Raw genomic sequence first — 24,858 nt, 5'->3', positions numbered from 1 at the left:
GAGCCGGATCGCCCCGTTAGCCAATTGCTGAGACTTCCGATTTGTTCCTAGCGTGCGCTCGCCGATCCGGCCTTGTTGCGCAGCGTATTTGATATGCATCACAAATTTTTCCTTGCGATTATCTGACAGATCAGCTATTGTCCAGGTCAGCAATCAAGGAATCCGCGTCATGGACCACTACTCAAAGGAAGACTTCCAGATCACCCAGAGCATCGGCTTCTTCCTCAACCGCGCGCGCAACACGCTGCTGATGGAAATGGATGCGGCATTGAAGGATCTGGACATCACTGGTCAGCAGATGGGGATCCTGATGTCGCTCACGCATGGCGTTGCTACCACCCCCTTCGAATTGAGCAAGGTGCTTGGCATCGACACCGGCCTGATGACCCGCATGCTGGACAAGCTGGAGGCCAAGGGATTGCTGTCACGCAGCCGCAGTCTCGACGATCGCCGTGTGGTAAACCTGACGGTGACCCCAAAGGGCCAGGAAGTTGCCGAGCGCATCCCGGACGTGGCCCCCAAAGTACTCAATCAGCGCCTCAGGAACTTCAGCAAGGAAGAATTTTCCGAGTTCCGCCGGCTGCTCGCCAAATTTGCGGACGCGTGAGCGCGTCTTTTTTGCCCATTTAGTTGAGGGTGCAAATGTCAGAGATTGCGCCAGGCGCGCCGGCTTCGCCGGCCCCGCCCTCTCCGTCCTGATGGCCCGAAGTGCCTGCTGCCTGCGCCAACTGCCCGAGATCGTCCCTTTCTTTACGCATTTAACTGACAGATCAGACAATGCACAGTCAAATTACTCTCCCGGCCGCGCCCAGCCTGGCCCGCCGCTTTGCCGGTCCCCTGCTCTCGGTGCTGGTAGCTGCAGTCCTGAGCGCCTGTGCCAACTACGCCGGCATCCGCAGCGACAAGCGAATCGCCGAACCCACCACCTACGCCACCACGCAAAGCATCCCCGCCGAGCAAGGCCACTGGCCTTCGGCGGACTGGGCCGACCAGTTCGGCGACGCCCAGCTCAAGGCGTTGATTGCCGAAGCGCTGCAGGGCAGCCCGGCACTGGAAAAGGCCCGTGCCCGCGTGGCCTCCGCGGTGGCGTTCAGCGAGGGCGCCAATGCCAACACGCTGCCGCAGGTGGGCGCCGGCTATTCGTTCAACCGCCAGCGCTACACGGAAAACGCGATGGTGCCGCCGCAGTTCGCCGGGACGTGGCAGTCGGAGAACAAGGCGTTCATCAATGCCTCGTATGACCTCGACCTGTGGGGCAAGAACCGCGAGGCGCTGAAGTCCGCGGTGTCTGGTGTGCATGCCGGCGAAGCCGAGGCCGAACAGGTGAAGCTGACGCTGAGCACCGCCATCGCGCGCGCCTACAACGAACTCGCCCGCCTCTACACGCTGCTCGATATCTCCAGGGATGAAGTCAAACAGCGCCGCGAAGTACTGCGCGTGACCAACGGCCGGGTGACCATGGGCCTGGAGACCGAAGTCGAGAAACGCACCGCCGAGGCCAATCTCGCCGCCAGCGAAGTCGCCGTCGCCGCGCTGGAAGGCAGCATCCAGCGCACCCGCTACCAGCTCGGCGCGCTGCTCGGCCAGGGCCCGGACCGCGGCCAGGCGATCGCCCGCCCCAACCTCGGCGCCGGCGACGAAGTCCGCCTGCCCGACAACCTGCCGGCCGACCTGGTTTCGCGCCGTCCCGACATCGTTGCCGCGCGCTGGCGCGTCGACGCCACCCTGCACGACATCAAGGTGGCCAAGGCCGAGTTCTACCCGGACATCAACCTGACGGCGATGATCGGCCTGGATGCCATCGGCTGGGGCCGCTTCCTGCGCGCCGCCAGCCGCACCGCCTCGGGCGGCGCCGCCATCCACCTGCCGATCTTCGACGGCGGCGCGCTGCGCGCCCAGCTCAAGGGCCGCTACGCAGATTTTGACTTCGCGGTCGCCAACTATAACGAGACGCTGGTGAACGCCCTGACCGACGTGGCCACCCAACTCTCTGACATCCGCGCCGTCGACGCGCAGATCGACAATGCCGTGCGCAGCGACACCGCCGCGCAACGCGCCCTGACGCTGGCGCTGGCGCAGTACAAGGCCGGCCTGACCACGCAACTGACCGTACTAAACGCGCAGACCAACGCGCTGCGCAGCAGCCAGGTGGTGGCCAACCTGCGCATGAACCGCCGCGACCGGCAGATTGCGCTGGCGGCCGCGCTGGGCGGCGGTTTTACCGATGCTTCCGAATCGACCACAAAGGCGGCCCTGGTCCGCTGACTCTCCTCTCGACGCAAACAATCACAGTGACAGCTGACGCAATGAACGATACGACCAAGACCACCCCGGCCGACCCGCAAACCGCACCCGCCGCGGCCGCACCGACGCCCGCCAGGAACACCCGCAAGCGCCTGCTGGCCCTGCTCGGCCTGACCACCGCGCTCGCCGCCGCCGGCTACGGCGCGTACTACTACACCGTGGCCCGCTTCCACGAGCACACCGACGATGCCTACGTCAACGGCAACCTCGTCCAGCTCACGCCGCAGGTCGCCGGCACGGTGGTCGCGGTGAATGCCGATGACACGCAGATCGTGAAGGCCGGCGAGCCCGTGGTGACCCTCGACGCTGCCGATGCAAAGGTGGCGCTGGCCAATGCGGAGGCCACCCTCGGCCAGACCGTGCGCCAGATCAGCGCGCTCTATGTCAACAATGACGTGCTCGGTGCCACCGTCCAGCAACGCCAGGCAGACCTGGCCCGCGCCCGGGACGACCTGCGCCGCCGCACCGAGGTGGCCGAATCCGGCGCCGTCGCGGCGGAAGACGTGGCGCATGCCCGTGACGCCGTCAAGGCCGCCGAAGCCGCGCTCGAGACCGCCCGCCAGCAGCTTGCCGCCAACCATGCGCTGACCGACAAGACGAGCGTCGCCGACCATCCCAGCGTGCAGGCCGCATCCGCCAAGGTGCGCGACGCCTACCTGGCCAACGCCCGCAACTCGCTGCCGGCACCCGTGACCGGCTATGTGGCGCGGCGCTCGGTGCAGGTGGGCCAGCGCGTTGCCCCCGGCAACCCGCTGATGGCCATCGTGCCGCTCGACGGCGTGTGGGTCGATGCCAACTTCAAGGAGGTCCAGCTCAAGCACATCCGCATCGGCCAGCCGGTCGAACTCCAGGCCGATCTGTATGGCAGCAGCGTGACCTATCACGGCAAGGTGATCGGCTTGTCGGCCGGCACCGGCAGCGCGTTCTCGGCCCTGCCGGCGCAGAACGCCACGGGCAACTGGATCAAGGTCGTGCAGCGCCTGCCGGTGCGCATCCAGCTCGATCCGGTGGAGCTGCGCAAGCATCCGCTGCAGATCGGGCTGTCAATGCAGGTCGACGTGGAAACGCGCAAGAATTCCGGTTCGCACCTGAGCCCGGGCGCGGAAGTGCCCGAACACACCACTTATCGCACCGCCTATCGCACCGACGTGTTCCAGCGCTACGGCGAAGAGGCCAACCGCGAGATCACGCGGATCATCGCGCAGAACAGCAACGGCAAGTCAGCTGAGGGGCAGTCATCGCCAGCTTCGCAAGTTGCGCAGCAACCTCAGGCGATCCAGCGCACGGCGCAAGCTGCCGGCACCGCCTCCGGCGCATGAGCGGCATCACGCCAATCGCCTTCCCGCGCCAATTTAACTGACCCATCAGAAAAAGCGGCCCAAAACCCCGGAGCGCATCTTGCAATCCCAAGCCCAGACCTCACTCGTGCCAGCCCCGCTCACCGGCGGCAAGCTCCTGATGGGAAGCTTCGCCGTGGCCCTGGCCACCTTCATGAACGTGCTGGATTCGTCGATCGCCAATGTGGCGATCCCGACGATCGCCGGCAACCTCGGCGTGTCGATTGACGAAGGCACCTGGGTGATCACGCTGTTCGCCGCGGCCAATGCTGTCGCGATCCCGCTGACCGGCTGGCTCACGCAGCGCATCGGACAGGTCCGCCTGTTCGTCGGCGCCATCCTGCTGTTCGTGCTGTCATCCTGGCTATGCGGCGTGGCGCCCAACCTGACCACGCTGCTCGCCGCGCGCATCCTGCAGGGTGCCGTGGCGGGGCCACTGATCCCGCTGTCGCAGTCGATCCTGCTGTCGTCGTACCCCAAGGAAAAGAGCGCCACCGCGCTGGCGCTGTGGGCCATTACCGCCACCGTCGGCCCCATCGCCGGCCCGGCGCTGGGCGGCTGGCTGACCGACAGCTACGCGTGGTCGTGGATCTTCTACATCAACGTGCCGGTCGGCCTGTTCGCCGCCGCCGTCACCTGGGCGACCTACCGCGACCGCGAAACGCCGACGCGCAAGCTGTCGATCGACGTGGTGGGCCTGGCCTCGCTGGTCACCTGGGTTGCGTCGCTGCAGATCATGCTCGACAAGGGCAAGGATCTGGACTGGTTCAGCTCGCCCGTCATCATCGGGCTGGGCATCGTCGCAATGCTCAGCTTCATCTTCTTCGTGATCTGGGAGCTGACCGAACCCAATCCGATCATCGACCTGCGCCTGTTCAAGGGCCGCAACTTCCTGGCCGGCACCGTCGCCATCTCGGTCGCCTTTGCGGTTTTCTTCGCCAACCTGGTCGTGTTGCCGCAGTGGATGCAGCAATACCTGGGCTACCCCGCCGTCAACGCCGGGCTGGTGACCGCGCCGCTGGGCATCTTCGCCGTGCTGATGGCCCCGGTGGTGGGCAAGATCCTGCCGAAGTCAGAACTGCGCGTGCTCGCCACCCTCTCCTTCCTGGGATTCGCGGCGGTGTACTTCATGCGCTCGCACTACACCACGGGCGTGGATACCTACACGCTGGTGCTGCCTACCCTGCTGCAAGGCATTCCGACCGGACTCTTCTTCGTGCCGCTGACGGCCATCATCCTGTCCGGCCAGCCGGCCGAAAAGGTTCCCGCTGCCGCAGGCCTGTCAAACTTCGTTCGCGTGTTCTGCGGTGCGGTGGGTACGTCGCTCGCGACCACCGGCTGGAACAACCGCGCCATCCTGCACCACGCGCAGCTCGCGGAACAGGCCAGCGTGCACAACCCCCTGTACGCCAAGTCGATCGAAGCGCTGCAAGCGACGATGGGATTCACGCAGGGCCAGGCCGTCGCCTACTTCGAACGCGGCCTGAACACCCAGGCCATCATGCTGGGCCTGAACGACATCTTCTGGATCTCGGGCGTGATCTTCGTCGCCATCGTGCCGCTGATCTGGTTCACGAAGCCCGCCAGGGGCGGCTCTGCAGCCGCTGCTGCGGCTGCGCACTGAGTGAAAAGACTACGCACGTCCCGCAGTCATGACAGGACGCCTGACTATGCAGTTCCTGACAGGGGCGTGCGTATCACCAAGTCAGGCCAGCGCTTCATGATCGAGGAGGCGACGCTGTGGCAACTTCTCGATGCGGACGGCAAGCAGCACGGCCAGGCGGTCGTCATCCCGCGCACGCGAGACATCTGATTGCACCTGCTGGACTGATTACGGTTTCAGACTGACTGCGCGATTGGTGCCAAAGCGACAACAGCGTGCGCGCCGTGACGGCACTACCGACATCCTGAGCCGAAGCCTAGGATTCACTCCAAGCCGTCCCTGCGGCAAAAGAAGGTCCAGATGATCGCCGTAGAGTATCCGCCTGGCGGCGCCGATCCGGTTCATCGCCATGACGCGCCCGGGTTCATGCCGATCCTGACGCCGGTGAAGTAGCAACCGGTTCACCCCAGGCCCGGTAACGACGGGCCGCATCCATCCAGTCGGCAAGGCAACGCCGATCTGCCGGCCTTCACCCATGAAGTGGGATGCTGGCTTGCCCTGTCCCGCTTTACTTCGCCTGCTGCCGCAACTCCCCCGTCTGCCGGCAGCATCTCCACCTGAAGAAATGAGGTAACACCGTGGCACGAAAGATCCTGATTATCGGCGGCGGCTTTGCCGGTCTTTGGCCAGCGGCGCGCGTATTCGACGTGGAGCGGCACCGCAGTTCGGATGTGGAGTTATCTGCGCAGGCATATTTGGGCTGGCCAAAGCGTTGCGGAGAAAGGCGATGACTATTCCACGAAAGGCGCGCACCGTCCCGGCCTTGCGACGCCTCGGCGTACTGGGCGCAGCCGTGCTCCTGGCGAGCTGCGCCAGCATGAAGGGGCTGGAGACGCAGGCCACGGTGGACGATGCCAACCGCCTCGCCGCGACCGCGTCGCTGGGCGCTACCCCCGTGTCGCCGGCGGCATGGCCGGAGCGCGCATGGTGGCAGGGCTTTGGCGACCCGCAGCTGGATGCGCTGGTCGAGGCGGCCCTGGCCGGACAGCCGACGCTGCGCATCGCCGCGGCGCGAGTGCGCCAGGCGGATGCGCTGGCAGGCGGTGCCGAAGCCGCGCTGTCTCCGCAAGTCAACCTGAACGCCAGGAGCACGCGCCAGCGCTTCAGCGAGAACGGCCTCGTGCCACGGCCGCTGGCAGGCAGCTGGAAATGGGCCAGCGACGTGCAGCTTGGCCTCGGCTACGAGCTGGACTTCTGGGGCAAGAACCAGGCGACGTTCGACGCTGCGCTCGACCGCGCCCGCGCCGCGGAAGTCGACTACCACGCGGCGGAACTGATCCTGACCACGTCCGTGGTGCGGACCTACCTGAAGCTCGATGCCGCCTATGCGCAGCGCGCGCTGACCGAACAGACCTATCGCCAGCGCCAGAACACGCTGGAGCTGACGCGCCGGCGCGTCGACGCGCAACTCGACTCGCGGCTCGACATGAAGCAGGCCGAAGCGGCGCTGCCCGCCACGCGCGAGCGCCTTGCCGCGATCAACGAGATCATTGCGCTGACCCAGAACCAGCTCGCCGCGCTGGTCGGCAAAGGCCCGGACGCGGGCGCCGATATCCGCCGCCCGCAGCTTCGCGATGACTACGCGGTAGCAGTCCCGGCTTCGCTGCCGGCCGAGCTGATCGGCCGCCGGCCGGACGTGGTCGCGCAGCGCTGGCGCGTGGAAGCTGCCAGACACGATATCAAGGCGGCCAAGGCCCAGTTCTATCCCAACATCAGCCTGACCGCGTTTGCGGGCCTGCAAAGCCTGAGCCTGTCCGACCTGCTGACGGCGGGCAGCCGCACCTTCGGCATCGGCCCGGCGATCTCGCTGCCGATCTTCGACGGTGGCCGGCTGCGCTCCAACCTCGGCGCCAGGCAGGCGGAATACGACGCCGCTGCCGAGCAATACAACGCCACGCTGGTCACCGCGCTGCATGACGTGGTCAACCAGCTGGTGGCGCTGCGCTGGCTGGCCGAGCGCGCCGGCGAACAGCAACAAGCGCTGCAGCTGACGCAGGAGGCCTACGACATGGCCGTGTCGCGCTATCGCAGTGGCGTCGGCAACTACCTGCAGGTGCTGTCGGCCGAAGGCCAGGTCCTGCAGCAGAAGCAATTGCTGATCGATCTCGAAACCGAGGAACGCACGCTGCACCTGGAACTGATCCGCGCCCTCGGCGGCGGATACGAAACGGCTGCCGCGCCCGCCAACGAAACCGGCGCGGCCAAAACCCCCGCGGCAAGGAGCGCATCATGAACCCCGCCAGCCAACTCAAATCTGCCATCGACCCACCGGCGGAACAGGCTGACGTGCGCCCGGCACGCCGCTGGCGCATCGTCGCCGCGGCCTCGGTCGCCGTCGCGCTCGCCGCCGCAGGCGGCTACTGGCTGCAACACGCTCGCTATTGGGTATCGACGGAAGACGCGTATGTCGAAGGCAATGTGGTGCAGGTGACGCCGCAGGTAGGTGGCGTGGTGACTGCGATCCTCGCCGACAACACCGACCTCGTCGAATCCGGCAAGACGCTGGTCGAACTCAACGGCGTCGATGCGCAGCTCGCCCTCGCCGCGGCGCAGGCCCAGCTTGCCCGCACCGTGCGCCAGGTGCGCGGCCAGTTTGCCGCCGCGGGCCAGGACCGCGCCAACGTGGAACTGCGCTCGGCCGAGCTGGCGCGAGCCCAGGAGGACATGGCGCGCCGCTCGGCGCTGGTCGCCAGTGGCGCGATCTCGGGCGAGGAACTGGTCCACGCCAGGCACGCCGTGCGCAGCGCGAAGGCGTCGCTGGCCATGGCGACCGAGCAGCTCAAGCGCAACCAGGCGCTGGTCGAGCGCACCTCGGTGGACTCCCACCCCGACGTGCAGGCGGCCGCGGCGCAGGTGCGCAATGCCAGCATCGCGCTGTCGCGCACGCGCATTCCTGCGCCGGTCGGCGGCGTGATCACCAAGCGCTCGGTGCAGGTGGGACAGCGTGTCAGCGCCGGCGTGCCGATGATGTCGGTGGTGCCGCTGGACCACCTGTGGGTCACGGCCAACCTGAAGGAATCGCAACTGGGCGATATCCGCCTGGGCCAGCCGGTCACGCTGACCACCGACCTGTACGGCGACCGCGTGGTGTACCACGGCCGTGTCATCGGGCAGGACGCCGGCACCGGCAGTGCCTTTGCATTGCTGCCGGCGCAGAACGCCACCGGCAACTGGATCAAGGTGGTGCAGCGCGTGCCGGTGCGCATCGCGCTCACCCCCGCGGAAGTCGCGGCCCACCCGCTGCAGATCGGCCTGTCGATGAAGGTCTCGGTGGATACGCGCTCGCGCGAAGGCAAGCGGCTGGTCGCCGTCGATGCGTCGGGCCAGAACTACCGCACCACGGTGTTCGCCGACGAGCTGGCCCGCGCCGACGTACTGGTGCGCCGCATTGTCGAAGAAAACCTGTAGGCACCGCAATCCAACGGAGACGCCGGCATGAAACCCGCTAAACCCCAAGGCCTGCTGCTGCTGACGATCGGCGCGCTGACCTCGATCGACTTCCTGCAGAACGGCATGGTGGCCTTTGCCGCCTCCCCCATCATGGGCGAGATCGGCGCCAGCCCCGAGGAGTACAGCACCGTCGCGGCGGCATATGCGAGCGTGGCCGTGGTGGTGATCGCGCTGCAGCGCTGGATGGTGGAACGCGTGGGATGGCGCCGCTATGTCCAGGCCGCGCTCGGCGTGGCTGCGACCGGTGCGATCCTGTGTGCGAATGCCGACAGCTATCCGGCCCTCCTGGTTGGCCGCATGGTGATGGCGCTGGGCTGTGCGGGCATGGTGACCTCGTCGCGGCTGGCGGTGAATCTGATTCCGGCCAGCCCTGCGCGCTTTGTCGGCATCAAGGCGCTGGCCACGGGCGTGTGCTGCGGCATGGCGCTCGCGCCCTGGCTGGCCTCGGCCATCGTCACCGCGGACCGCTGGCCGTTGATCTTCTGGCTGGTGGCCGCGGCCGTGCTGGCGCTGCTGCCGGCCACCAGCGTCCTGCCCACGACCACGCTGGCGCCGGCGCAACGCTCGGACGCGCATCCGGTGCGGCTTGCCGCGCTGGCGGCGGGCAGTTTCCTGGTCCTGTTCGTGCTGCAGCGTTCCTACTATGACTTTTACGCCGACCGGCTGTGGCTGGTGATCGGCGCGGTTGCGGGCGCCAGCGCGCTGCTTGCCTTCATCTGGACCGAATCGAAAAGCACACGTCCGCTGCTCAAGCTGCGCAGCCTGGTCGAGCCGCGCTACCTGAGCGGCCTGGCGCTCTTTACCTTCTGTTATGTCACGCTGGGCTCGAACGGCTACCTGCTGCCGATCGTGCTGCAGCGCTCGCTGGGACACTCATGGGCTACCGCTGGACAGTTCTATGCGTTGGGCCTGGCCGCCGGCGTCGCGACCTGGCTGACGATCTCGCGCCTGCTGCCGCGCTGGCCCAACCCGCGCAAGTACTTCGTCACGGGCTTCCTGGCGCTGGCGGCCTCCGCCTGGCTGATGAGCCGGGCCACGCCCGCCCCTGACCTGTGGAGCCATGTGCTGCCGGCGCTCGCGCTCTACGGGGTGTTCATCATGACGCTGATTCCCGTCACGGCCATGCAGACTTTCAACGGCGTCATGCACGACGAGTCGGTGTTCTCGCACGCGCAGCAGGCCAAGAACATGCTGGGGCAGATGGGCCAGGCACTGGGCGTGACGGTGGCCACGGTCGGGCAGCAGTGGTTGACGACGCTTCACTACAGCACGCTGAATGGCGCGATCAATCCTGCCAACCCGCAGTACCAGGAGACCCACGCGCGCTTCACGGCGGCGTTCTCGAATTCGATGGATCCGGTTCGCGCCGCGGAGGTCGCCACGGCGCAGATCGCACAGATGCTGGCGCAGCAGTCCGCGCTGCTGGCGAACCTCGACCATTTCCGCGCACTGGCGGCGGTGGCGGTGCTGGCGATCGCGGTGAGCCTGGTCCAAAAGGTGATCCGATGAGCGCTCACCGGCAGCACCGCGTGCACGAGCATGGCGCCACGCAGGTCTTGCGCGATGCCGGACCAAAGACAAGTGAGATGGTGCCCATGGGCAGGATCGAACTGCCGACCTCTCCCTTACCAAGGGAGTGCTCTGCCACTGAGCCACATGGGCATACGCGCCGGGGTGCGAGACAACCGGAACGATCTGGAGCGGGAGACGAGTCTCGAACTCGCGACCTCAACCTTGGCAAGGTTGCGCTCTACCAACTGAGCTACTCCCGCATGCATGGCTCCCCGACCTGGGCTCGAACCAGGGACCTGCGGATTAACAGTCCGTCGCTCTACCGACTGAGCTATCAGGGAATACATCGCCTTTCAGCGAAGCGCGGATTCTACAACAACGTGTTCCGTTGATGCAATAGATCGCGCCAAGACTCAGGTCAATCCTGTGACGCGCCTTCACGCTGGCCAGGCAACGCCCAGACGTCCGCGCGGGACTGCGTGGCAATCACGATGAATCGGCTGGATTGGCGGGCACGGTGAATTGAACGACGGCACCGCGGGGCAGGTTCTCGCTCGCCCACAATCGGCCGCCGTGCGCGTCGATGATCGAACGGCAGATCGACAGCCCCATTCCCAAACCGGTGGGCTTCGTGGTGTAGAACGGGGAGAAGACGCGCTCGGCGCTCTCCGGACCAAAGCCGGGCCCCGAATCGCGCATTGTCACGAACACGCAGCCAGAGTCGGTCCCTGTGCTGATGAGCAATTGTCGCTCGCCGTCGCTGACGCCTCTCATCGCCTCGAGCGCGTTGATGGTCAGGTTGAGGAGCACTTGTTGCAGCCCGACACGGTCTCCTTCGATGCATGGCAAACCGTCGGCGAGTTGCGCCTGCACCGTGGCCCCGCTCTTCGTGGCTTCGCCACGGGTGAGTTCGACCACCTCGCGGATCGCCGCGTTCACGTCCACCGGTTCCTTGCGCGGTGGCGTATTCCTGATCAGCTCACGGATCCGGCCGAGCACGTCCCCCGCCCGATTGGCATCCTTGATAATACGACCGAGCACCTGCCCTACCTCGTCGATGTTAGGCGGCTGGGCGCTCAGCCACCGCAGCGCAGCCTGGGCGTTGATCACCGTCGCGGCGATCGGCTGGTTGACTTCGTGAGCGATCGAGGCCGTGAGCTGCCCCATGGTGGCTACGCGGTTCGCGTGTGCCAGTTCCGTCTGCACCTCGCGATAGCGCCGCTCGCTCTCGCGGACTCTTTCCTCGGCCTGCTTGCGCTCGGTCAGATCGAGCACGAAAGCGACACCTTCCTTCCGGCTTGCTTCGAAAGTGGCCGCACCGACTATGACGGGCACACGGCTGCCATCCTTCCTGATGTACTCCTTCTCGTAGGGCTGGGTGAGCTCCGCCTGCCCGGCCTCTGCCACGGCGCGTTCGGTGCCCTGCCGCCATTCCGGCGGCGTCAGATCCTTCCAGCGTACGCGACCCGAGACAAGATCCTCCCGCTCGTATCCCACCATGCGCAGAAATGCGTCATTGGCCTCAAGAATGTCGCCACCGGAATTCCACATGATGATCCCGATGATGTTGGCGTCGACGAGGCGCCGGATCTTCGCTTCGCGCTCAGTGAGGTCGCGGTACAAACGGGCATTCTCCAGCGAGATCGCGGCCTGCGAGGCCACCAGCTTCAGCACGGCAATCCGGGTCGGGCTGAACACGCGCGCAGTCAGATTGTTTTCGAGGTAGAGTGCGCCGGTGAGCTTCGCCTGATCCATCAAGGGCAGGCAGAGAATGGAACGGGCGCGATGCTGACGGATGTAGGGATCTGCGGCAAACGGGGGCTCGGCCGCGGCATCGTCGAGGAAGACGCTCTCCCGGGTGCGCAGGACGTGGTAGAGGATCGACTCCGGCAGCATCGCCGCGCTCACCGGCACATCGCGCAGCTGCAACTGGGTCGCGTCGCCGCCGGTCGTCGCTTCCGCCGCGATCCGTTGTTCGCCGCCGTCCGACAGAATCAACAGACCTCGTTCGGCGCCGGCCTGTTCAATGGCCGTACGCATGACCATATCGATCAGCTTTTCCAGCACAATGTCGCCCGAGGCGGCCTGCGACACCTTGATCACGGTCGCGAGGTCGAGGTGTTCGACCGGCGTTGCGATCGTGTTCGTGGGGCCAAGCGCGGGCTCTTCCGTCCTCAGGTACGGATACCTCTCCTCGAGATGCCGCACCTTGCCATCGGCGCCCCAACGCAGGTAGCCGTAGCGGGCGTCCTGTAAATACACCCGGGCAATCTTCGCAAGCCCGCGGGCCCCGTAAAAGCGGGACGCGAGTTCGTTGGCGAGCGCCTCAGTGTGGACAAAGCCGCTTTCCTGCGCCAGGTGGATCGCCTGCTCGTAAAGCCGCTCAGCATCCACCACGCGGCCTTCGATGCGGGCGATCTCGGCCCCGATCAGCGCGGCCCGGTCTCCAAAGTTCTCCGGGCAGTTTTCCGCCCAGACCTGGAATTGCCTGTGATGCGCAGCCATGGGGTCCAGGTGCTGAGGCCGGACGTCGCCCGGGGCGATGTCCCAGCAAGCGGCGTGGGCCAGCGCGCCGTAGAAGTGATATTCGGCCTCCTCAAAGAACGAGGATGAGGTCCAGAGCAGCTGTTCCGCCTTCGATGCGGCATCCATGGCCGCCGCATAGTCGCCGGCGAGATAGCGCGCCTGCAGTTTCCGGGTCCAGTACCAGCACGCGGCGAGCGCCAGGCCCGGGTTGCTGGCCAGATGGGCTTCGGTGCGAAGCTCATTGAACTGCCCGTCGTCAAAGCAGCCGAATGTCGGCGTCAGGCCGCGGAGCATCCGGATCAGCGCGAGTTGCGTGGCGATAAAGTCGATGACAAGTCCGAACCGCACCTTCTCGGCGTACGCAAGGCCGTGCTCGGCTTCGCTTTGCACTTCGGGCAGCGGCTCGCCGGCGAAGAGCAGGTCCGAGTTGAGGCTGTTGCCCGCATAAGCGCCATACGGGAGGTCGCCGATCCGGTTCGCCGCGGCGAAAGCGCGGCGCAGCAGATCGCGGCAATTCCGCACGGGCTTCAGCCAGCGTACGACAAAAATCGAGAAGCAAAGATACGTCTTGGCCTCAAAGCGTTTGAGCCCGCGTCGGTCGACGAGTTCGCAGCCGAGCTGGCCGAACCGGTATCCGGCCTGGTAGTCGCCGAAACGCCGCCCGGCGACCCTGCCGACATTGGCATAGAGCACACAGGAAGCATCGCAGTTGCCCCGCTCGAGGCTGAGACTGACCGCCTTGCAGATCGTCAGGCAAGCCAGGTTCGCATCGGTCTGCAAGGCCGGCGCGAAGAGCTTGCTCAGCGCCTCGACGGTCCCGAGGGAGGCCGCGTCCTCCATCAGCGGCAGATCGATCAGGTCCTCGATGGTACGGTCCCCTAGCCGTGACCAGATGCTGTCGTATTCGCGCCGCACCTCGTCGTCGTCCGGATGGGGTGACCACTCGATGCCGACATGCCGGAGGTAGGCGAGGCAAACCGCGACCGCGCGCTCGCTCTGATCGAGGACCAGGTAGACATCCAACTGCCGGCACGCGACGAGGGCTCTTTCGACCGTTGTCGTGGCGCGCTCGGACAGCGCCGCCAATCGCTCGTCCGCAGCCGCCAACTGCCCCGTCAGGAATTCACATTCGGCCCGGTTCAGCTCCAGCGCAAAGATCAGGTCATGCCGGCGCTCCCAGCAATCGTCGCCCAACAGTTCCGCACCGGTGACGAGATAGGTGAGCGCCGAGGCATAGGCCGTCGATGCCTTGGCGCGCTGGCCGGCGATCAGGTTGAACTCGGCCAGCTGCTCCCGCTCGTCCTGCCCGGTGATCAGCGCGGCGCCGCGATTGAGCTGGCCTGCGATCTCGAAGATCGCCTCCTCCCGCTTTTCCGGCGGCGTCTGCGCGGCGAGCAGCCGCCCGATCCGCAGATGGGCCTCGGCGCGCGAGGTTTCGGGAGTCAGCGAATAGGCGGCTTCATGAACCCGGTCGTGAACAAAGGCGTAGGCGCCCTCCAGGCGCTCGACCAGTTCCTGGCGAATCGCCTCCCACAACGCTGCGTGGACCTGTGCCTCCGGGGTGCCGAGAACGGTCGAAAGTGTCGTGATCCCGGCGACGTTCCCGAGACAGGCAAGCTGCTGCAACGCCTGCTGCGTCGCAGCCGGCAGGCGGGTCAGCTTGCCGACCATCAGGTCCACGACATTGTCCGTGTAACCCTTGGCATGGATGCGATCCGGATCCCAGCGCCAATGCCCCGCGTCATGATCGAAGGCGAGGAAATCCTCTTCGACCAGCGCGTGCAGAAACTGGATGACGAAGAAAGGATTGCCGGCGGTCTTGTCATGCACCAGCCGGGCCAGGGGCCTGATGCGCTCCGGCTCGCAGTGAAGCGCCTCTGCGGTCAACTGCCGGACGTGCTGACTGGCGAGCGGCGCCAGCCTGATTTCGTCGATCTTGACGCCAGCGTTCCTGATGGCCTGGAGCTTGCGCGTCAGCGGATGCGTGGCATCGACCTCGTTGTCGCGGTAGGCGCCGATCAGCATCAGGTGCCGCAGATCCGAGCCGGTCAGCAGGTCCTCGAGCAGGTCGAGCGTCGCCGCGTCGAGCCACTGCAGATCGTCGAGAAAGAGCGCGAGCGGATGTTCCGCGCGGGCAAATACACCGATGAAGCGCCGGAACACGAGCAGGAAACGGCGTTGTGCCTGTTGTGGCTCAAGTTCCGGGACCGATGGCGGCTCACCGATGATGAGCTTCAGGTCGGGAATGAGGTCGGTCATGAGCCCCGCATTGGGGTCCAGCGCCTCCAGCAAGGCACCGCGCCAGCCCGCCAGCTCCGTGTCGGACTTGCCAAGAAGTGGCCGCACCAGGCTTTGAAATGCCTGCACCAGCGTCGAATAAGGGATGTCGCGCTTGTACTGGTCGAACTTGCCGGACGCGAACAGCCCCCGCGGCGGCACCAGCACCTTGTGCAGTTCATTGACGACCGAGGATTTGCCGATGCCGGAATAGCCGGAGACCAGCACCAGCCCCGGCGCGCTGCTCCCGACGATCCGCGCGAACGCGGCGACCAGGGTGTCGACCTCGTGCTCCCGCCCGTACAGCTTCTCGGGAATCAGCAGCCGGTCAGGCGTGTCGTGTTCGTGCAGCGGGAAGTCATCGACGCGACGCTGACACTGCCAGTCGGCCAGGCAGTGCTGCAGATCATGTTCAACACCGGCGGCAGTCTGGTAACGCTCCTCGGCCGTCTTGGCGAGCAGCTTCATGACGATTTGGGAGACCACGGCAGGGATGGTCTCCACCCGTGCGCTGGGCGGCACCGGCTTTCTGGCGATATGGCAGTGCACCCATTCCATGGGCTCGGCGGCCGCAAACGGCAGCGCGCCGGTCAGCATCTGGTAGAGCGTGATGCCGAATGCATAGAGGTCGCTGCGCGAATCGATCGAGCGATTCATCCGGCCGGTCTGCTCGGGCGCCATATAGGCGAGCGTGCCGGCGATGGTCTCGGGCGGCTCGGGCGCCTGCCGCTCGCGCGGCAGCCGCGAAGCAAGGCCGAATCCCGTAAGCCGCGCGTTTCCGTCGGCGCAGTTCACCAGGATATGGGTGGGCTTGAGATCCTTATGGACGAGGCCGCGCTGGTGGAGCTTGCCCAGCGCCGCGGCGATGCCGACGGCGAGCCGCAAGAAATTTCCCATCTCCATGGGTGCGCGGAGCAGCTGCGCGAGCGGCTCTCCGCCGGGGTCCTCGAGCACCAGCTGGGTCCGGCCGCCTTCGCGCACCAGTTCCAGTGGCCGCACCGCCCATGCGCCATCGAGCTCGTCCTTGAGGCCAAGCTCGTGTGCGAGGCGATCGAGGGTGGCGGGTAGTGGATGCTCGGCGGCTGGCCGGGCAAGCAGAACGTTGGGGCCGCCCTCCTCGCCAGGACGCTGCCCGCGACACAAGACGCGCTCGCCATCGTCCCACAAGATCTGGAGTCTGTTACCCATCGGCGCCGGAACCATATTTAGGTCTTCATCTGCCGCACGCTGCCAGCAGGCTGCCGCCCGTTATTGGGTTGGACGCTATGTTCGTCCGAGCATAATCCGGGCAGGGCACGCTCCGAAAGCGGTTGACAACACGGCAGCTCCGCGATTACCAACGCTGTTCAGCATACACTGCGGCGGAATCGGGAGTGGTCGGAGGGACGGGGTGGGACCGAGTCTGGCGCAAACTTTGGCGGGCCGGTTCGGGGTGGACTTACTTAAGTGGCATTGTCTTCACATGTGGGCCGGTTGCGACCGGAAGCAGATTCAGGCCGCCATCTTCTCTGTCGAAGTCCCGGTGTCATCCGTATCGAAGTCCGTCAGGTAATTCAGATCGAGCGCGCGGATCTGCTCGGTCATGAAATCAACAAACACACGAATCCGTGACGGCAAATGCTGCCGGCAAAGGTAGCAGATGTAGTGGCCCCGGTCGTCCGGCACATACCGCCTTAACGCCATGACGAGCTCATTGCTCGCGATGTGATCGCGAACCAGATACGCCGGCATCTGGGCAATTCCGCGTCCTTCCAGGACTGCCTTCAGTACCAGGTCTACGTCATTGAACGTCAAACTGGCAGTCGGCAGATACTTGCGCATATGGCCGTCAACCTTGAACTCCCAATCCAGGACGCGACCGCCGGCGACTCTCAAGTTAATACAGTCGTGCTGCCTCAGCTCTTCCAGCGTGGATGGCAGTCCCCGCGTATCGGCATAGGAACGGGACGCGCACAGTACCATCTGCATCGGAATCAACTGTTTCGCAATGATGCTGGAATCCTCGATGCGGCCATCGCGAAATGCGACATCGATCTGTTCGGCAGCGAAATCTGTTGGCCGGTCATCCAGAAGCAGGTCGATCGCGATATCGGGGTAGGCCTCGGAGAACCTGGAAAGCAGCGGTGCAACCACCTTGCGTCCAAATCCGACTGTCGAGCTGATGCGAAGCAAGCCGCGCGGCGGACCCTGGCGAAGCTCCAGCATGTCGTTCATTGCCTCGACAATATGGGTCACGCCCTGGTTGCAGTTCTCGAAGAACCTCTCGCCCTCTCGCGTCAGCTGCGTTGTCCTCGTAGTGCGGAGAAACAAGCGCGTGCTTAGCTGCATTTCCAGCTTCTGGACATTTCGACACACCGCCGAGCGCCCGATCCCCAATCGTTCCCCAGCCTTGGCGAAGCTTCCCTCAGTGGCGACCGCCATGAACGCGATGATTCCGCTGTAGCTCGTTGCGAAACAGGCGGACAAAGTGTCAGCGCTGTTTGGCAAGCCAACGCGAAAGCCACGCTGCGATGTATCCGATTGTTCCATGGAGGGCCTCCACTTATTGGCGCACTGCGCGATCGCACCGGCCATGAGACAAGGGTAGGCGCGCGGGCGCCACAAACCCATTCTACGGACTGGTAGCGCTGCCCCTACATAGGCTTCGAACGCTCATACCAGGGTATAACCCGCCGGACCGGAGCACGGCCCCACGGCTGGAATGTACGGAACGCCGGGACTCATATTACGGACCGCCGGGACTCATATCAAAGTATGTGTTCGCCGTTTCCAGCGGACCTGCACCATACCTGGCGTAGACGGTCTTCGGAGCAGGTTTGGCGATGTGCTTGCGACGCGCCTATACGTTTGTATGATTCTCGGCCGCTGATATGAGAATTACGCTGGGTATGGTAGACGCACGTGACGCACCCGGCGCCGTTCTGGCTGCGTGCGCCCTTTCCTGAAGGTGGAGGGGTCTTTTGTGTTCCGCTCAGCTGGTTTCGATTGTCGATGACGACGAGGCCGTCCGCCTGGCGACGGCGAGTCTCGTACGCTCGCTCGGCAGGCAAACACGCCTGTTCGCATCGGCAGAGGAATTCTTGCAATCCGGCCAGATCGCCGAGACGTCATTCCTGATCTCGGACGTCATGATGCCCGGCATGTCAGGGGTTGCGATGCACGACCGCATCCTGGCACTGGGATACTCGCCGCCGACCATATTCATCACGGCGTTCCCGACGGCCGAGCTGAAGGCGAAGGCCCTGGCGAGCGGCGCGCTGGCTGTACTCGACAAGCCGGTCGATGCCGACGCCATTGCGCATTGGCTCAGCGTCGCGCTGGATCAGCCATAGCGGATCGACGACCCGATATCGCCGGCCTCAAGGCGACTTCTGCGGCTGCGGATCGACGCCCAGTGATTCTGATTTTCTGACGAGATCCGCAACGGATCGCGCCGCCATCTTTTTCATGACCTGCCCCCGGTGAATCTTCACGGTAATCTCGCTGAGATTCATCTCGGAGGCGATTTGCTTGTTCATCAGGCCGGCCACGACGAACCCCATGACTTCCCGTTCGCGCGGTGTCAGCGAGCCGTAGGCAGCACGAAGCGCCGCGATCGATTGTTCGGCCGCGAGACGCTCACCGTCGCGAGCCAGCGCATTAGCGACTGCGTCCAGCATGTCCTGGTCGCGAAACGGCTTCGCGAGGAAATCGACTGCCCCCGCTTTCATCGCCTTGACTGTCATCGCGATGTCGCCATGCCCTGTCATGAATACGATCGGCATGCGCACACCGCTCTTCGCAACGTGTTCCTGCAAGGCAAGGCCGCTTTCGCCGCGCAGCCTGACATCGAGAATTAGGCAACTGGGGGCGTCGTCCTTCGGGAAAGCAAGAAAGTCCTGCGACGATTCGAATGTCTCCACGCGCAGCCCGACTGAGCGCAGCAGGCCGCCAAGGGCGAGTCGCATCCCCTCGTCGTCGTCGACCACATAGACCACTGGATCCTTGCGGTCGTGTGGGCTTTTTGCCGAAGTCGAATGCGACTCCGAACTCATCTCGGCTCCTTCGTCCCGACCGGCAGTGCATGCGGCATGCACGTCACCGTCGATGATCACGGTAGCTATTCTAGTTGATCTGAAGTGCGCAAGACCCTGGCGCCTGCCAGAGCCGACGCCACCTGCCTCGCGGCGCCCCTGACGGTGCCCCGTCGCTGCCCGTTATGTCGAATGGTTCGGCAGCCGCGGCAAGAAGCGGTTGTGCTCGATCTCGCCATTGCGGGCAATCAGGATGGTCGCCTCGGGAATCTCCTCCCACACCCCCTGCACGTCGATCAGCGGCTCGGACAGCACCAGGAAGGCATTGTCGCCGGCGGCGATGATGCGCGGGTCGTCCGGGTAGAGCGCGCGCAACTGCCGGAACGAGGTGCTGTGGAACAGCGTGCGCGAGTCCGCCTCGCTCGAATAACGCGCCGCCACGATCTGCTGGCCATCGGTCACGCAGACGGTCATGTTGAGCGGAAACTGCACGTCGTAGCGGTGGCCGACGTCCTCGATCAGCCCCGCCATCTGCTCCAGCGCGCCGCGCGGGTCGCGCTCCAGGCCGAAGGTCAGGGCCAGGAAGAACATCACCTCGGAATCGGTCGATCCCTCGATCCAGCGGAACAGGTGCGGCGCCACGGCCATCATCAGGTCGCGCCGCACGACGGGGTATTCGCGGATCAGGCCGTTATGGACGAAAAGCCAGCGGCCGAAGCGGAACGGATGGCAGTTGGTCTCCTGCGTCGGCGTGCCGGTGGCCGCGCGCACATGGGCGACGAACAGCGGCGCCCGCACCGCCCGCGCCGTCTCGCGCAGGTTGGTGTCGCTCCAGGCCGGGTGCAGGCAGCGGTAGCGGAACGGCACCTCCGAGTGACGTCCGTACCACCCGACGCCGAACCCGTCGCCATTGGTGGTGGTATGACCCAGCCGCGAATTCAGGCTCTGGTCGATCAGCGAGTGTTCCGGCTGGAACAGCACCGTTTCCAGCGCAACGGATTTGCCCGAGTAGGCCAGCCAGCGGCACATGATGCTCCTCCTCGAATGCGGTCCGGTGCCTTCCGGCCCACACTCCAGTTGTAGGACGGCAAGGCGCGAAGGGCAACGCGGGGGAGGCGGTGATGCGCCGCGGGACGAAATGTGGGAAACCCGGTCGCGGCGCAGCTGCAGTTTGCAGCGCCGCCATTCGGCCCGGGCTCGCCCTGCCCCGCCCGCCCTCAGAACGGGGCCGTCGCGCAACCTGCAAGGTGCTCCATCCGCCGCAGCCTGGGTCAGCGGCTACGCTGCAGGAAAGCGGTCACAGCATCCGCAAATTCGCCGGGCAGCTCCCAATTGGAAAGGTGAGCCGCATCGAGCGACAGATAAGCCGCGCGAGGCATCGCGTCAGCCACGGCTCGCCCCTGCTCGGGCGTGGTCGCCGCATCCTGAAGGCCGGCAATGACCAGAACTTCAGCCTCGATAGCCGGCAGCAGCTCGCGCAGGTCAGCGTCCCGCACCGCCGCGCAGTTGGCGATGTAGCCCGATCCATCGGCCTGTTCAAGCATGGCGCGCACAGGCGCTATACGAGCGGGATCGCCCGCCAGCCAGGCCGGCGTGAACCAGCGTGCCAGGACGCCTTCGACAATGGCAGCCATGCCGTCGCGCTGCACCGTCTCGATGCGGGTGTTCCAGCCCGAGGCCGGCCCGATCAGCGCAGCGGTGTTCGCCAGCACGAAGCGGCCGAAGCGATCCGGGTGATGCCGCGCCAGCCACATGCCCGTCATGCCGCCCATCGACAGGCCGCAGAAGTGCGCGCGCTGCACGCCCGCATGGTCCATCACCGCCAGCACATCGGCGCCGAGTTCGGCCATGCCGAATGGCTCCGCGCTCACCGACGAAGCACCATGGCCGCGCGTGTCGTAGCGCAGCACGCGGAAGTGCTGGCGCAGTACGGGCATTTGCGGGTCCCACATTGCCAGCGTGGTGCCGAGCGAGTTGGACATGACCAGCACCGGCGCGTCGGCCGGGCCTTCGAGTTCGTAGTGGAGGCGAAGATCGCCGCGTGTCGCAGTGCTCATGAAGTAGTGGTTGTTCCTTGAGAACATTTGTCAGGATGTGGGAATCGGGCGGATTGCGCCCTCTCCCGCTTGCGGGAGAGGGGCCGGGGGTGAGGGCCGGCGCGCGGCAAGCATCGTGTCGCCTCACTTCGTGGACGCTCCCGCCCTCACCCCAACCCGCAAGCGGGAGAGGGAGCCCGCTGGCGGTCGTGGAAAGCGCATCGCAACGGCATCAATCCGCGTGGATGCCGCGGGCGCGGATCAGCTCGCCCCACTTGGCGGTCTCGCGGGCCAGGTGGTCGCGCAGCGCTGCCGGCGTGCTGCCGATGGGTTCCGCGCCAATCGCCGCCAGCCGCTTCTGCACGGCAGGCTTGCGCAGCGCCTCAAGCATGGCGCGGTTCAGCCCTTCGATCGCGGCGGGCGGTGTGCGCGCCGGCACGAAGGCAGCGAACCAGGGCGACAGCTCATAGCCAGGCAGGCCCGACTCGGCCACGGTGGGCACATTGGGCAGCGCCGTCGAGCGCTTGCTGGTCGTCACCGCAATGGCGGTGAGCTTGCCGGAATCGATATGCGGCTTGGCCGAGGTAATGCTGTCGAACATATAGTCGACCTGGCCGCCAAGCAGGTCGGTCATGGCGGGGCCGCTGCCCTTGTAGGGAACATGCAGCAGGTCGACGCCCGCCATGGAAGTGAACAGCTCGCCCGCCAGGTGGATCGAGGTGCCATTGCCCGCTGACGCATAGGTGTACTTGCCCGGCCGCGCCTTGGCATTGGCCACCACCTCCGCCACCGTCTTGGCGGGCGTCTTCGCCTTGCTGGCCACCAGCACGTTGGGTACCACGGCCAGCAGCGACACCGGGGCAAAGTCCTTCACCGGGTCGTAGCTGAGCTTGCCGTACAGGGCGGGATTCACCGCCATGCCGTTGGCAACGATGATCAGCGTGTAGCCGTCGGCCGGCGCGCGCGCGACCAGCTCCGCGCCGATATTGCCACCGGCGCCGGGGCGGTTCTCCACCACGACGGCCTGGCCGAGCGTGCGCGACATGTCTTCACCCAGCGTGCGGGCGATATTGTCCATCGCGCCGCCGGCGGGGAACGGCACGATCCAGCGGATCGGGTGGTCGGGCCAGGCGGCATGGGCGGGCGCGCTGGCCGCTGCCACGGCAAGCATCATCGCGGCGGCGCCGGTGCGGGCGCCAGGTGTCATCGAAGGCCGCGGGAACAGCCGTTGCAGCAGGGATTTCATTTGTCTCCGTCCTGTCTTTTGATTGAATTGTTCAGCGTATCGACGACGGATGCTTCGCCAGCGGCGTCACCGCGAGCTTCATATACGGGAACAGCGGCAGCGCGGCCAGCAGCGTGTGCAGCTCGTCGTTGGATTCGACATCGAAGATGCTGTAGTTGGCGTATTCGCCCACCACGCGATAGAGCTGCTGCCACTTGCCCTGGCGCTGCAAGTCCTGCGCGTAGGCCTTCTCGCGCGCCTTGATCTCATCGGCCTGGGCCGCGGGCATGTCGTGCGGCAAGTTGACGTCCATCCGTACCAGATAAAGCATGAGGGTTCCTCCGATCGTATTGCGTTGGGGGCTGATGCTCAGCCTTGCTTGCGGCGATAGTGCGCCAGTTTGTCCTCGTCCAGCGCGAGCCCAAGGCCCGGCCCTTGCGGCAGGTGCAGGGCAAAATCCCGGTACTCCGGCCGCGTGGCGACCACGTCGTCCTCGAGCAGCAGCGGCCCGAACAGCTCGGTGCCCCATGCGAGCTGCGGCAGCGTGCAGAAGCCGTGGGCGGCGGCGATGGTGCCCACGCTGCCTTCCAGCATGGTGCCGCCATAGAGCGCGATGCCGGCCGCATCGCCGACAGCCGCGGTGCGCAGCATGCCGAAGATGCCGCCGGACTTGGCGATCTTCAGGGCAAACACGTCGGCGCCGCCGATGCGCGCCAGCTCCATCGCGTCTTCCGGCCCGCACACCGCCTCGTCGGCCATGATCGGCACGATAAAGCGCGCGGCCAGCCGGGCCAGCGCGGCCCGCTGCTCGCGCGGCGTGGGCTGTTCGATCAGGTCGATGCCGGCGGCTTCCAGCATCGCAATGCCGGTGGCGGCCTCAGCCTCGTTCCAGGCCTGGTTCACGTCCACGGTCACGCGGGCACGATCACCCAGCGCGCGCTTGATCGCCGCCACGTGGGCCACGTCGTCGCGCACGGCGCGCCGTCCGATCTTGAGCTTGAAGGTGTTGTGGCGGCGCGCTTCCAGCAGTTGCTCGGCCTCTGCGATATCGCGCCCGGTATCCCCGCTGGCCAGGGTCCACAGCACCGGCAGCGTGTCGCGCACGGCGCCGCCCAGCAGCGTGGCCAGCGGCACGCCCAGGCGCTTGCCCTGCGCATCCAGCAACGCGGTTTCCAGCGCCGACTTGGCGAAGCGGTTGCCGCGCGCGACCTTGTTCAGGCGCGCCATGGCCGCATGCACGTTGGCGGCGTCCTGGCCGACCAGCGCGGGGGCCAGGTAGGTGTCGATGGTGAGTTTGATGCCTTCGGGACTTTCATCGCCATAGGACAGGCCGCCGATGGTGGTGGCCTCGCCGATGCCTTCGATGCCGTCGCTGCACTGCAGCCGCACGATGACCAGCGTCTGCTGCTGCATGGTTGCCATGGCGAGCTGGTGCGCCCGGATAGTCGGCAGGTCGACCAGGATTGCCTGGACTGCCGTGATCGTCGCTTGGTTGCCCACTTTGATACCTTTTCGATGCAATTTGATATTGCGCTGGAGTATGCGCCTTGACTGTACTGGAGTCCAAGACCGATGATGTCTAGTCCCATACCTCACGGGTATGCATAAAGGTCCTGATATGGAACTCCGTCACCTGCGCTATTTCCAGACCGTCGCCCAGGAACTCAATGTGACGCGGGCGGCGTCGCTGCTGCATATGGCCCAGCCGCCACTGTCGCGCCAGATCCGCCAGGTCGAGGAAGAAATCGGCGTGGCGCTGTTCGACCGCGTCGGCCGCGGCCTGCGCCTGACCGAGGCCGGGCGCTTCCTACTGGAGCAATCGCTGCAACTGACCCAGCGGCTGGACGAAGCCATCGAGGGCACGCGCCGCATCGGCCGCAACGAGAAGCGCTGGTTCGGCATCGGCTTCGTGCCCTCGGTGCTGTACGGCTTCCTGCCGGAACTGATCCGCGAGCTGCGCGGCGCCGACAGCCAGGTGGAGGTGGGCCTGAGCGAGATGATCACGGTGCAGCAGGTGGCGGCCCTGAAGGCCGGGCGCATCGACCTGGGCTTTGGCCGCATTGCGCTGAACGATCCGGCCATCACGCAGCAGGTAGTGATGGCCGAGCCGCTGGTCGCCGCCCTGCCCGCGGCGCAGCCGATACCGCGCGACGGCACGCTGACCGCCGAGACCCTGGCGCACCACCCGTTCGTGCTTTACCCTGCCCGGCCGCGGCCCAGCTATGCCGACCATGTGCTGTCGCTGTTCCGCGCACAGGGGTTGCAGCTACGCGTGGTACAGGAAGCCAACGAACTGCAGACCGCGCTGGGGCTGGTGGCGGCGGGACTGGGCATTACACTGGTGCCCGCCTCCGTGCAGCGCCTGCACCGCGACGACGTGCGCTACTGCCCCATCGACGCACCGGGCTTCGTCTCGCCGGTGATCATGAGCCAGCGTGCGGGCGATACCTCGCCCTTCCTGGCGCGCGCGGTGGCATGGGTGCTGCGGCAGGGCCGGCCGGACGCGCAGGCATAG

18 protein-coding genes and 3 tRNA genes are annotated in these 24,858 nt (G+C 65.9%); 10 read left to right on the top strand and 11 right to left on the bottom strand.

Features of this window, described 5'->3' with window-relative positions; translation table 11 throughout:
- Nucleotides 1-169 precede the first annotated feature (169 nt).
- The 8 genes from K307_RS12140 to K307_RS12105 all read left to right on the top strand — a co-directional run bounded on the left by K307_RS12140 (nucleotide 170) and on the right by K307_RS12105 (nucleotide 10,263).
- Nucleotides 170-607: a MarR family winged helix-turn-helix transcriptional regulator gene (locus tag K307_RS12140; RefSeq protein WP_042878495.1), complete on the top strand. Its 438-nt coding sequence runs from the start codon at nucleotides 170-172 to the stop codon at nucleotides 605-607.
- Between the two features lie 170 nt (nucleotides 608-777).
- Entirely contained in the window at nucleotides 778-2,265 is a 1,488-nt protein-coding gene (locus K307_RS12135) for an efflux transporter outer membrane subunit (RefSeq protein WP_042878493.1), read from the top strand.
- 41 nt (nucleotides 2,266-2,306) lie between these two features.
- A complete protein-coding gene (locus tag K307_RS12130) occupies nucleotides 2,307-3,623 on the top strand; it encodes an HlyD family efflux transporter periplasmic adaptor subunit (RefSeq protein WP_042878491.1) in 1,317 nt (438 codons plus the stop codon).
- Between the two features lie 139 nt (nucleotides 3,624-3,762).
- Complete coding sequence (locus K307_RS12125) at nucleotides 3,763-5,265, top strand: DHA2 family efflux MFS transporter permease subunit (RefSeq protein ID WP_196251580.1); 1,503 nt, start codon at nucleotides 3,763-3,765, stop codon at nucleotides 5,263-5,265.
- Nucleotides 5,266-5,454, top strand: a complete 189-nt coding sequence (locus K307_RS46075) for an MEKHLA domain-containing protein (RefSeq protein ID WP_419187116.1) — start codon at nucleotides 5,266-5,268, stop codon at nucleotides 5,452-5,454.
- Nucleotides 5,455-6,031: 577 nt separating this feature from the next.
- The gene (locus K307_RS12115) at nucleotides 6,032-7,537 is read left to right on the top strand and encodes an efflux transporter outer membrane subunit (protein ID WP_051974826.1); all 1,506 of its coding nucleotides are present in this window, start codon (nucleotides 6,032-6,034) and stop codon (nucleotides 7,535-7,537) included.
- A complete protein-coding gene (locus tag K307_RS12110) occupies nucleotides 7,534-8,712 on the top strand; it encodes an efflux RND transporter periplasmic adaptor subunit (RefSeq protein ID WP_042878487.1) in 1,179 nt (392 codons plus the stop codon). The genes K307_RS12115 and K307_RS12110 overlap by 4 nt, the downstream gene beginning before the upstream one ends.
- Nucleotides 8,713-8,739: 27 nt before the next feature.
- Nucleotides 8,740-10,263, top strand: a complete 1,524-nt coding sequence (locus K307_RS12105; protein WP_042878485.1) for an MFS transporter — start codon at nucleotides 8,740-8,742, stop codon at nucleotides 10,261-10,263.
- Nucleotides 10,264-10,341: 78 nt separating this feature from the next.
- Here the strand turns inward: K307_RS12105 and K307_RS12100 are convergent.
- The 5 genes from K307_RS12100 to K307_RS12080 form a co-directional block, all read right to left on the bottom strand.
- Nucleotides 10,342-10,416, bottom strand: a tRNA-Thr gene (locus tag K307_RS12100).
- 34 nt (nucleotides 10,417-10,450) lie between these two features.
- Nucleotides 10,451-10,526, bottom strand: a tRNA-Gly gene (locus K307_RS12095).
- Between the two features lie 5 nt (nucleotides 10,527-10,531).
- A tRNA-Asn gene (locus K307_RS12090) sits at nucleotides 10,532-10,607 on the bottom strand.
- A 145-nt stretch (nucleotides 10,608-10,752) separates the two neighbouring features.
- A complete protein-coding gene (locus K307_RS12085; protein ID WP_042881888.1) occupies nucleotides 10,753-16,257 on the bottom strand; it encodes a trifunctional serine/threonine-protein kinase/ATP-binding protein/sensor histidine kinase in 5,505 nt (1,834 codons plus the stop codon).
- A 303-nt stretch (nucleotides 16,258-16,560) separates the two neighbouring features.
- Nucleotides 16,561-17,598, bottom strand: a complete 1,038-nt coding sequence (locus tag K307_RS12080) for a LysR family transcriptional regulator (RefSeq protein ID WP_042881885.1) — start codon at nucleotides 17,596-17,598, stop codon at nucleotides 16,561-16,563.
- Between the two features lie 431 nt (nucleotides 17,599-18,029).
- Here K307_RS12080 and K307_RS12075 point away from each other — a divergent pair, with 431 nt between their 5' ends.
- Nucleotides 18,030-18,401 (top strand): response regulator transcription factor, encoded by a 372-nt coding sequence (locus K307_RS12075; protein ID WP_042878483.1) that lies wholly within the window; start codon nucleotides 18,030-18,032, stop codon nucleotides 18,399-18,401.
- 27 nt (nucleotides 18,402-18,428) lie between these two features.
- Here K307_RS12075 and K307_RS12070 read toward each other — a convergent pair whose 3' ends face one another.
- The 6 genes from K307_RS12070 to K307_RS12045 all read right to left on the bottom strand — a co-directional run bounded on the left by K307_RS12070 (nucleotide 18,429) and on the right by K307_RS12045 (nucleotide 23,849).
- Nucleotides 18,429-19,103, bottom strand: coding sequence for a response regulator transcription factor (locus tag K307_RS12070; RefSeq protein WP_042878481.1), 675 nt, complete (start codon nucleotides 19,101-19,103; stop codon nucleotides 18,429-18,431).
- A 162-nt stretch (nucleotides 19,104-19,265) separates the two neighbouring features.
- Nucleotides 19,266-20,111, bottom strand: a complete 846-nt coding sequence (locus K307_RS12065; protein WP_042878479.1) for a class II glutamine amidotransferase — start codon at nucleotides 20,109-20,111, stop codon at nucleotides 19,266-19,268.
- A gap of 242 nt (nucleotides 20,112-20,353) precedes the next feature.
- On the bottom strand, nucleotides 20,354-21,139 hold the full coding sequence (pcaD, locus tag K307_RS12060) for a 3-oxoadipate enol-lactonase (RefSeq protein WP_042881883.1): 786 nt from the start codon (nucleotides 21,137-21,139) through the stop codon (nucleotides 20,354-20,356).
- Between the two features lie 211 nt (nucleotides 21,140-21,350).
- Nucleotides 21,351-22,325: a tripartite tricarboxylate transporter substrate binding protein gene (locus K307_RS12055; RefSeq protein ID WP_419187151.1), complete on the bottom strand. Its 975-nt coding sequence runs from the start codon at nucleotides 22,323-22,325 to the stop codon at nucleotides 21,351-21,353.
- 70 nt (nucleotides 22,326-22,395) lie between these two features.
- Nucleotides 22,396-22,674, bottom strand: coding sequence for a muconolactone Delta-isomerase (gene catC, locus K307_RS12050; protein ID WP_042878476.1), 279 nt, complete (start codon nucleotides 22,672-22,674; stop codon nucleotides 22,396-22,398).
- Between the two features lie 38 nt (nucleotides 22,675-22,712).
- A complete protein-coding gene (locus tag K307_RS12045; protein ID WP_042881881.1) occupies nucleotides 22,713-23,849 on the bottom strand; it encodes a muconate/chloromuconate family cycloisomerase in 1,137 nt (378 codons plus the stop codon).
- 112 nt (nucleotides 23,850-23,961) lie between these two features.
- Here K307_RS12045 and K307_RS12040 point away from each other — a divergent pair, with 112 nt between their 5' ends.
- On the top strand, nucleotides 23,962-24,858 hold the full coding sequence (locus K307_RS12040) for a LysR family transcriptional regulator (RefSeq protein ID WP_042878475.1): 897 nt from the start codon (nucleotides 23,962-23,964) through the stop codon (nucleotides 24,856-24,858).

It is taken from the genome of Cupriavidus necator A5-1 (genome assembly GCF_000744095.1).
GTDB classification, from domain to species: Bacteria; Pseudomonadota; Gammaproteobacteria; order Burkholderiales; family Burkholderiaceae; genus Cupriavidus; species Cupriavidus necator_A.
This window is presented reverse-complemented; position numbering and strand designations above follow the sequence as displayed.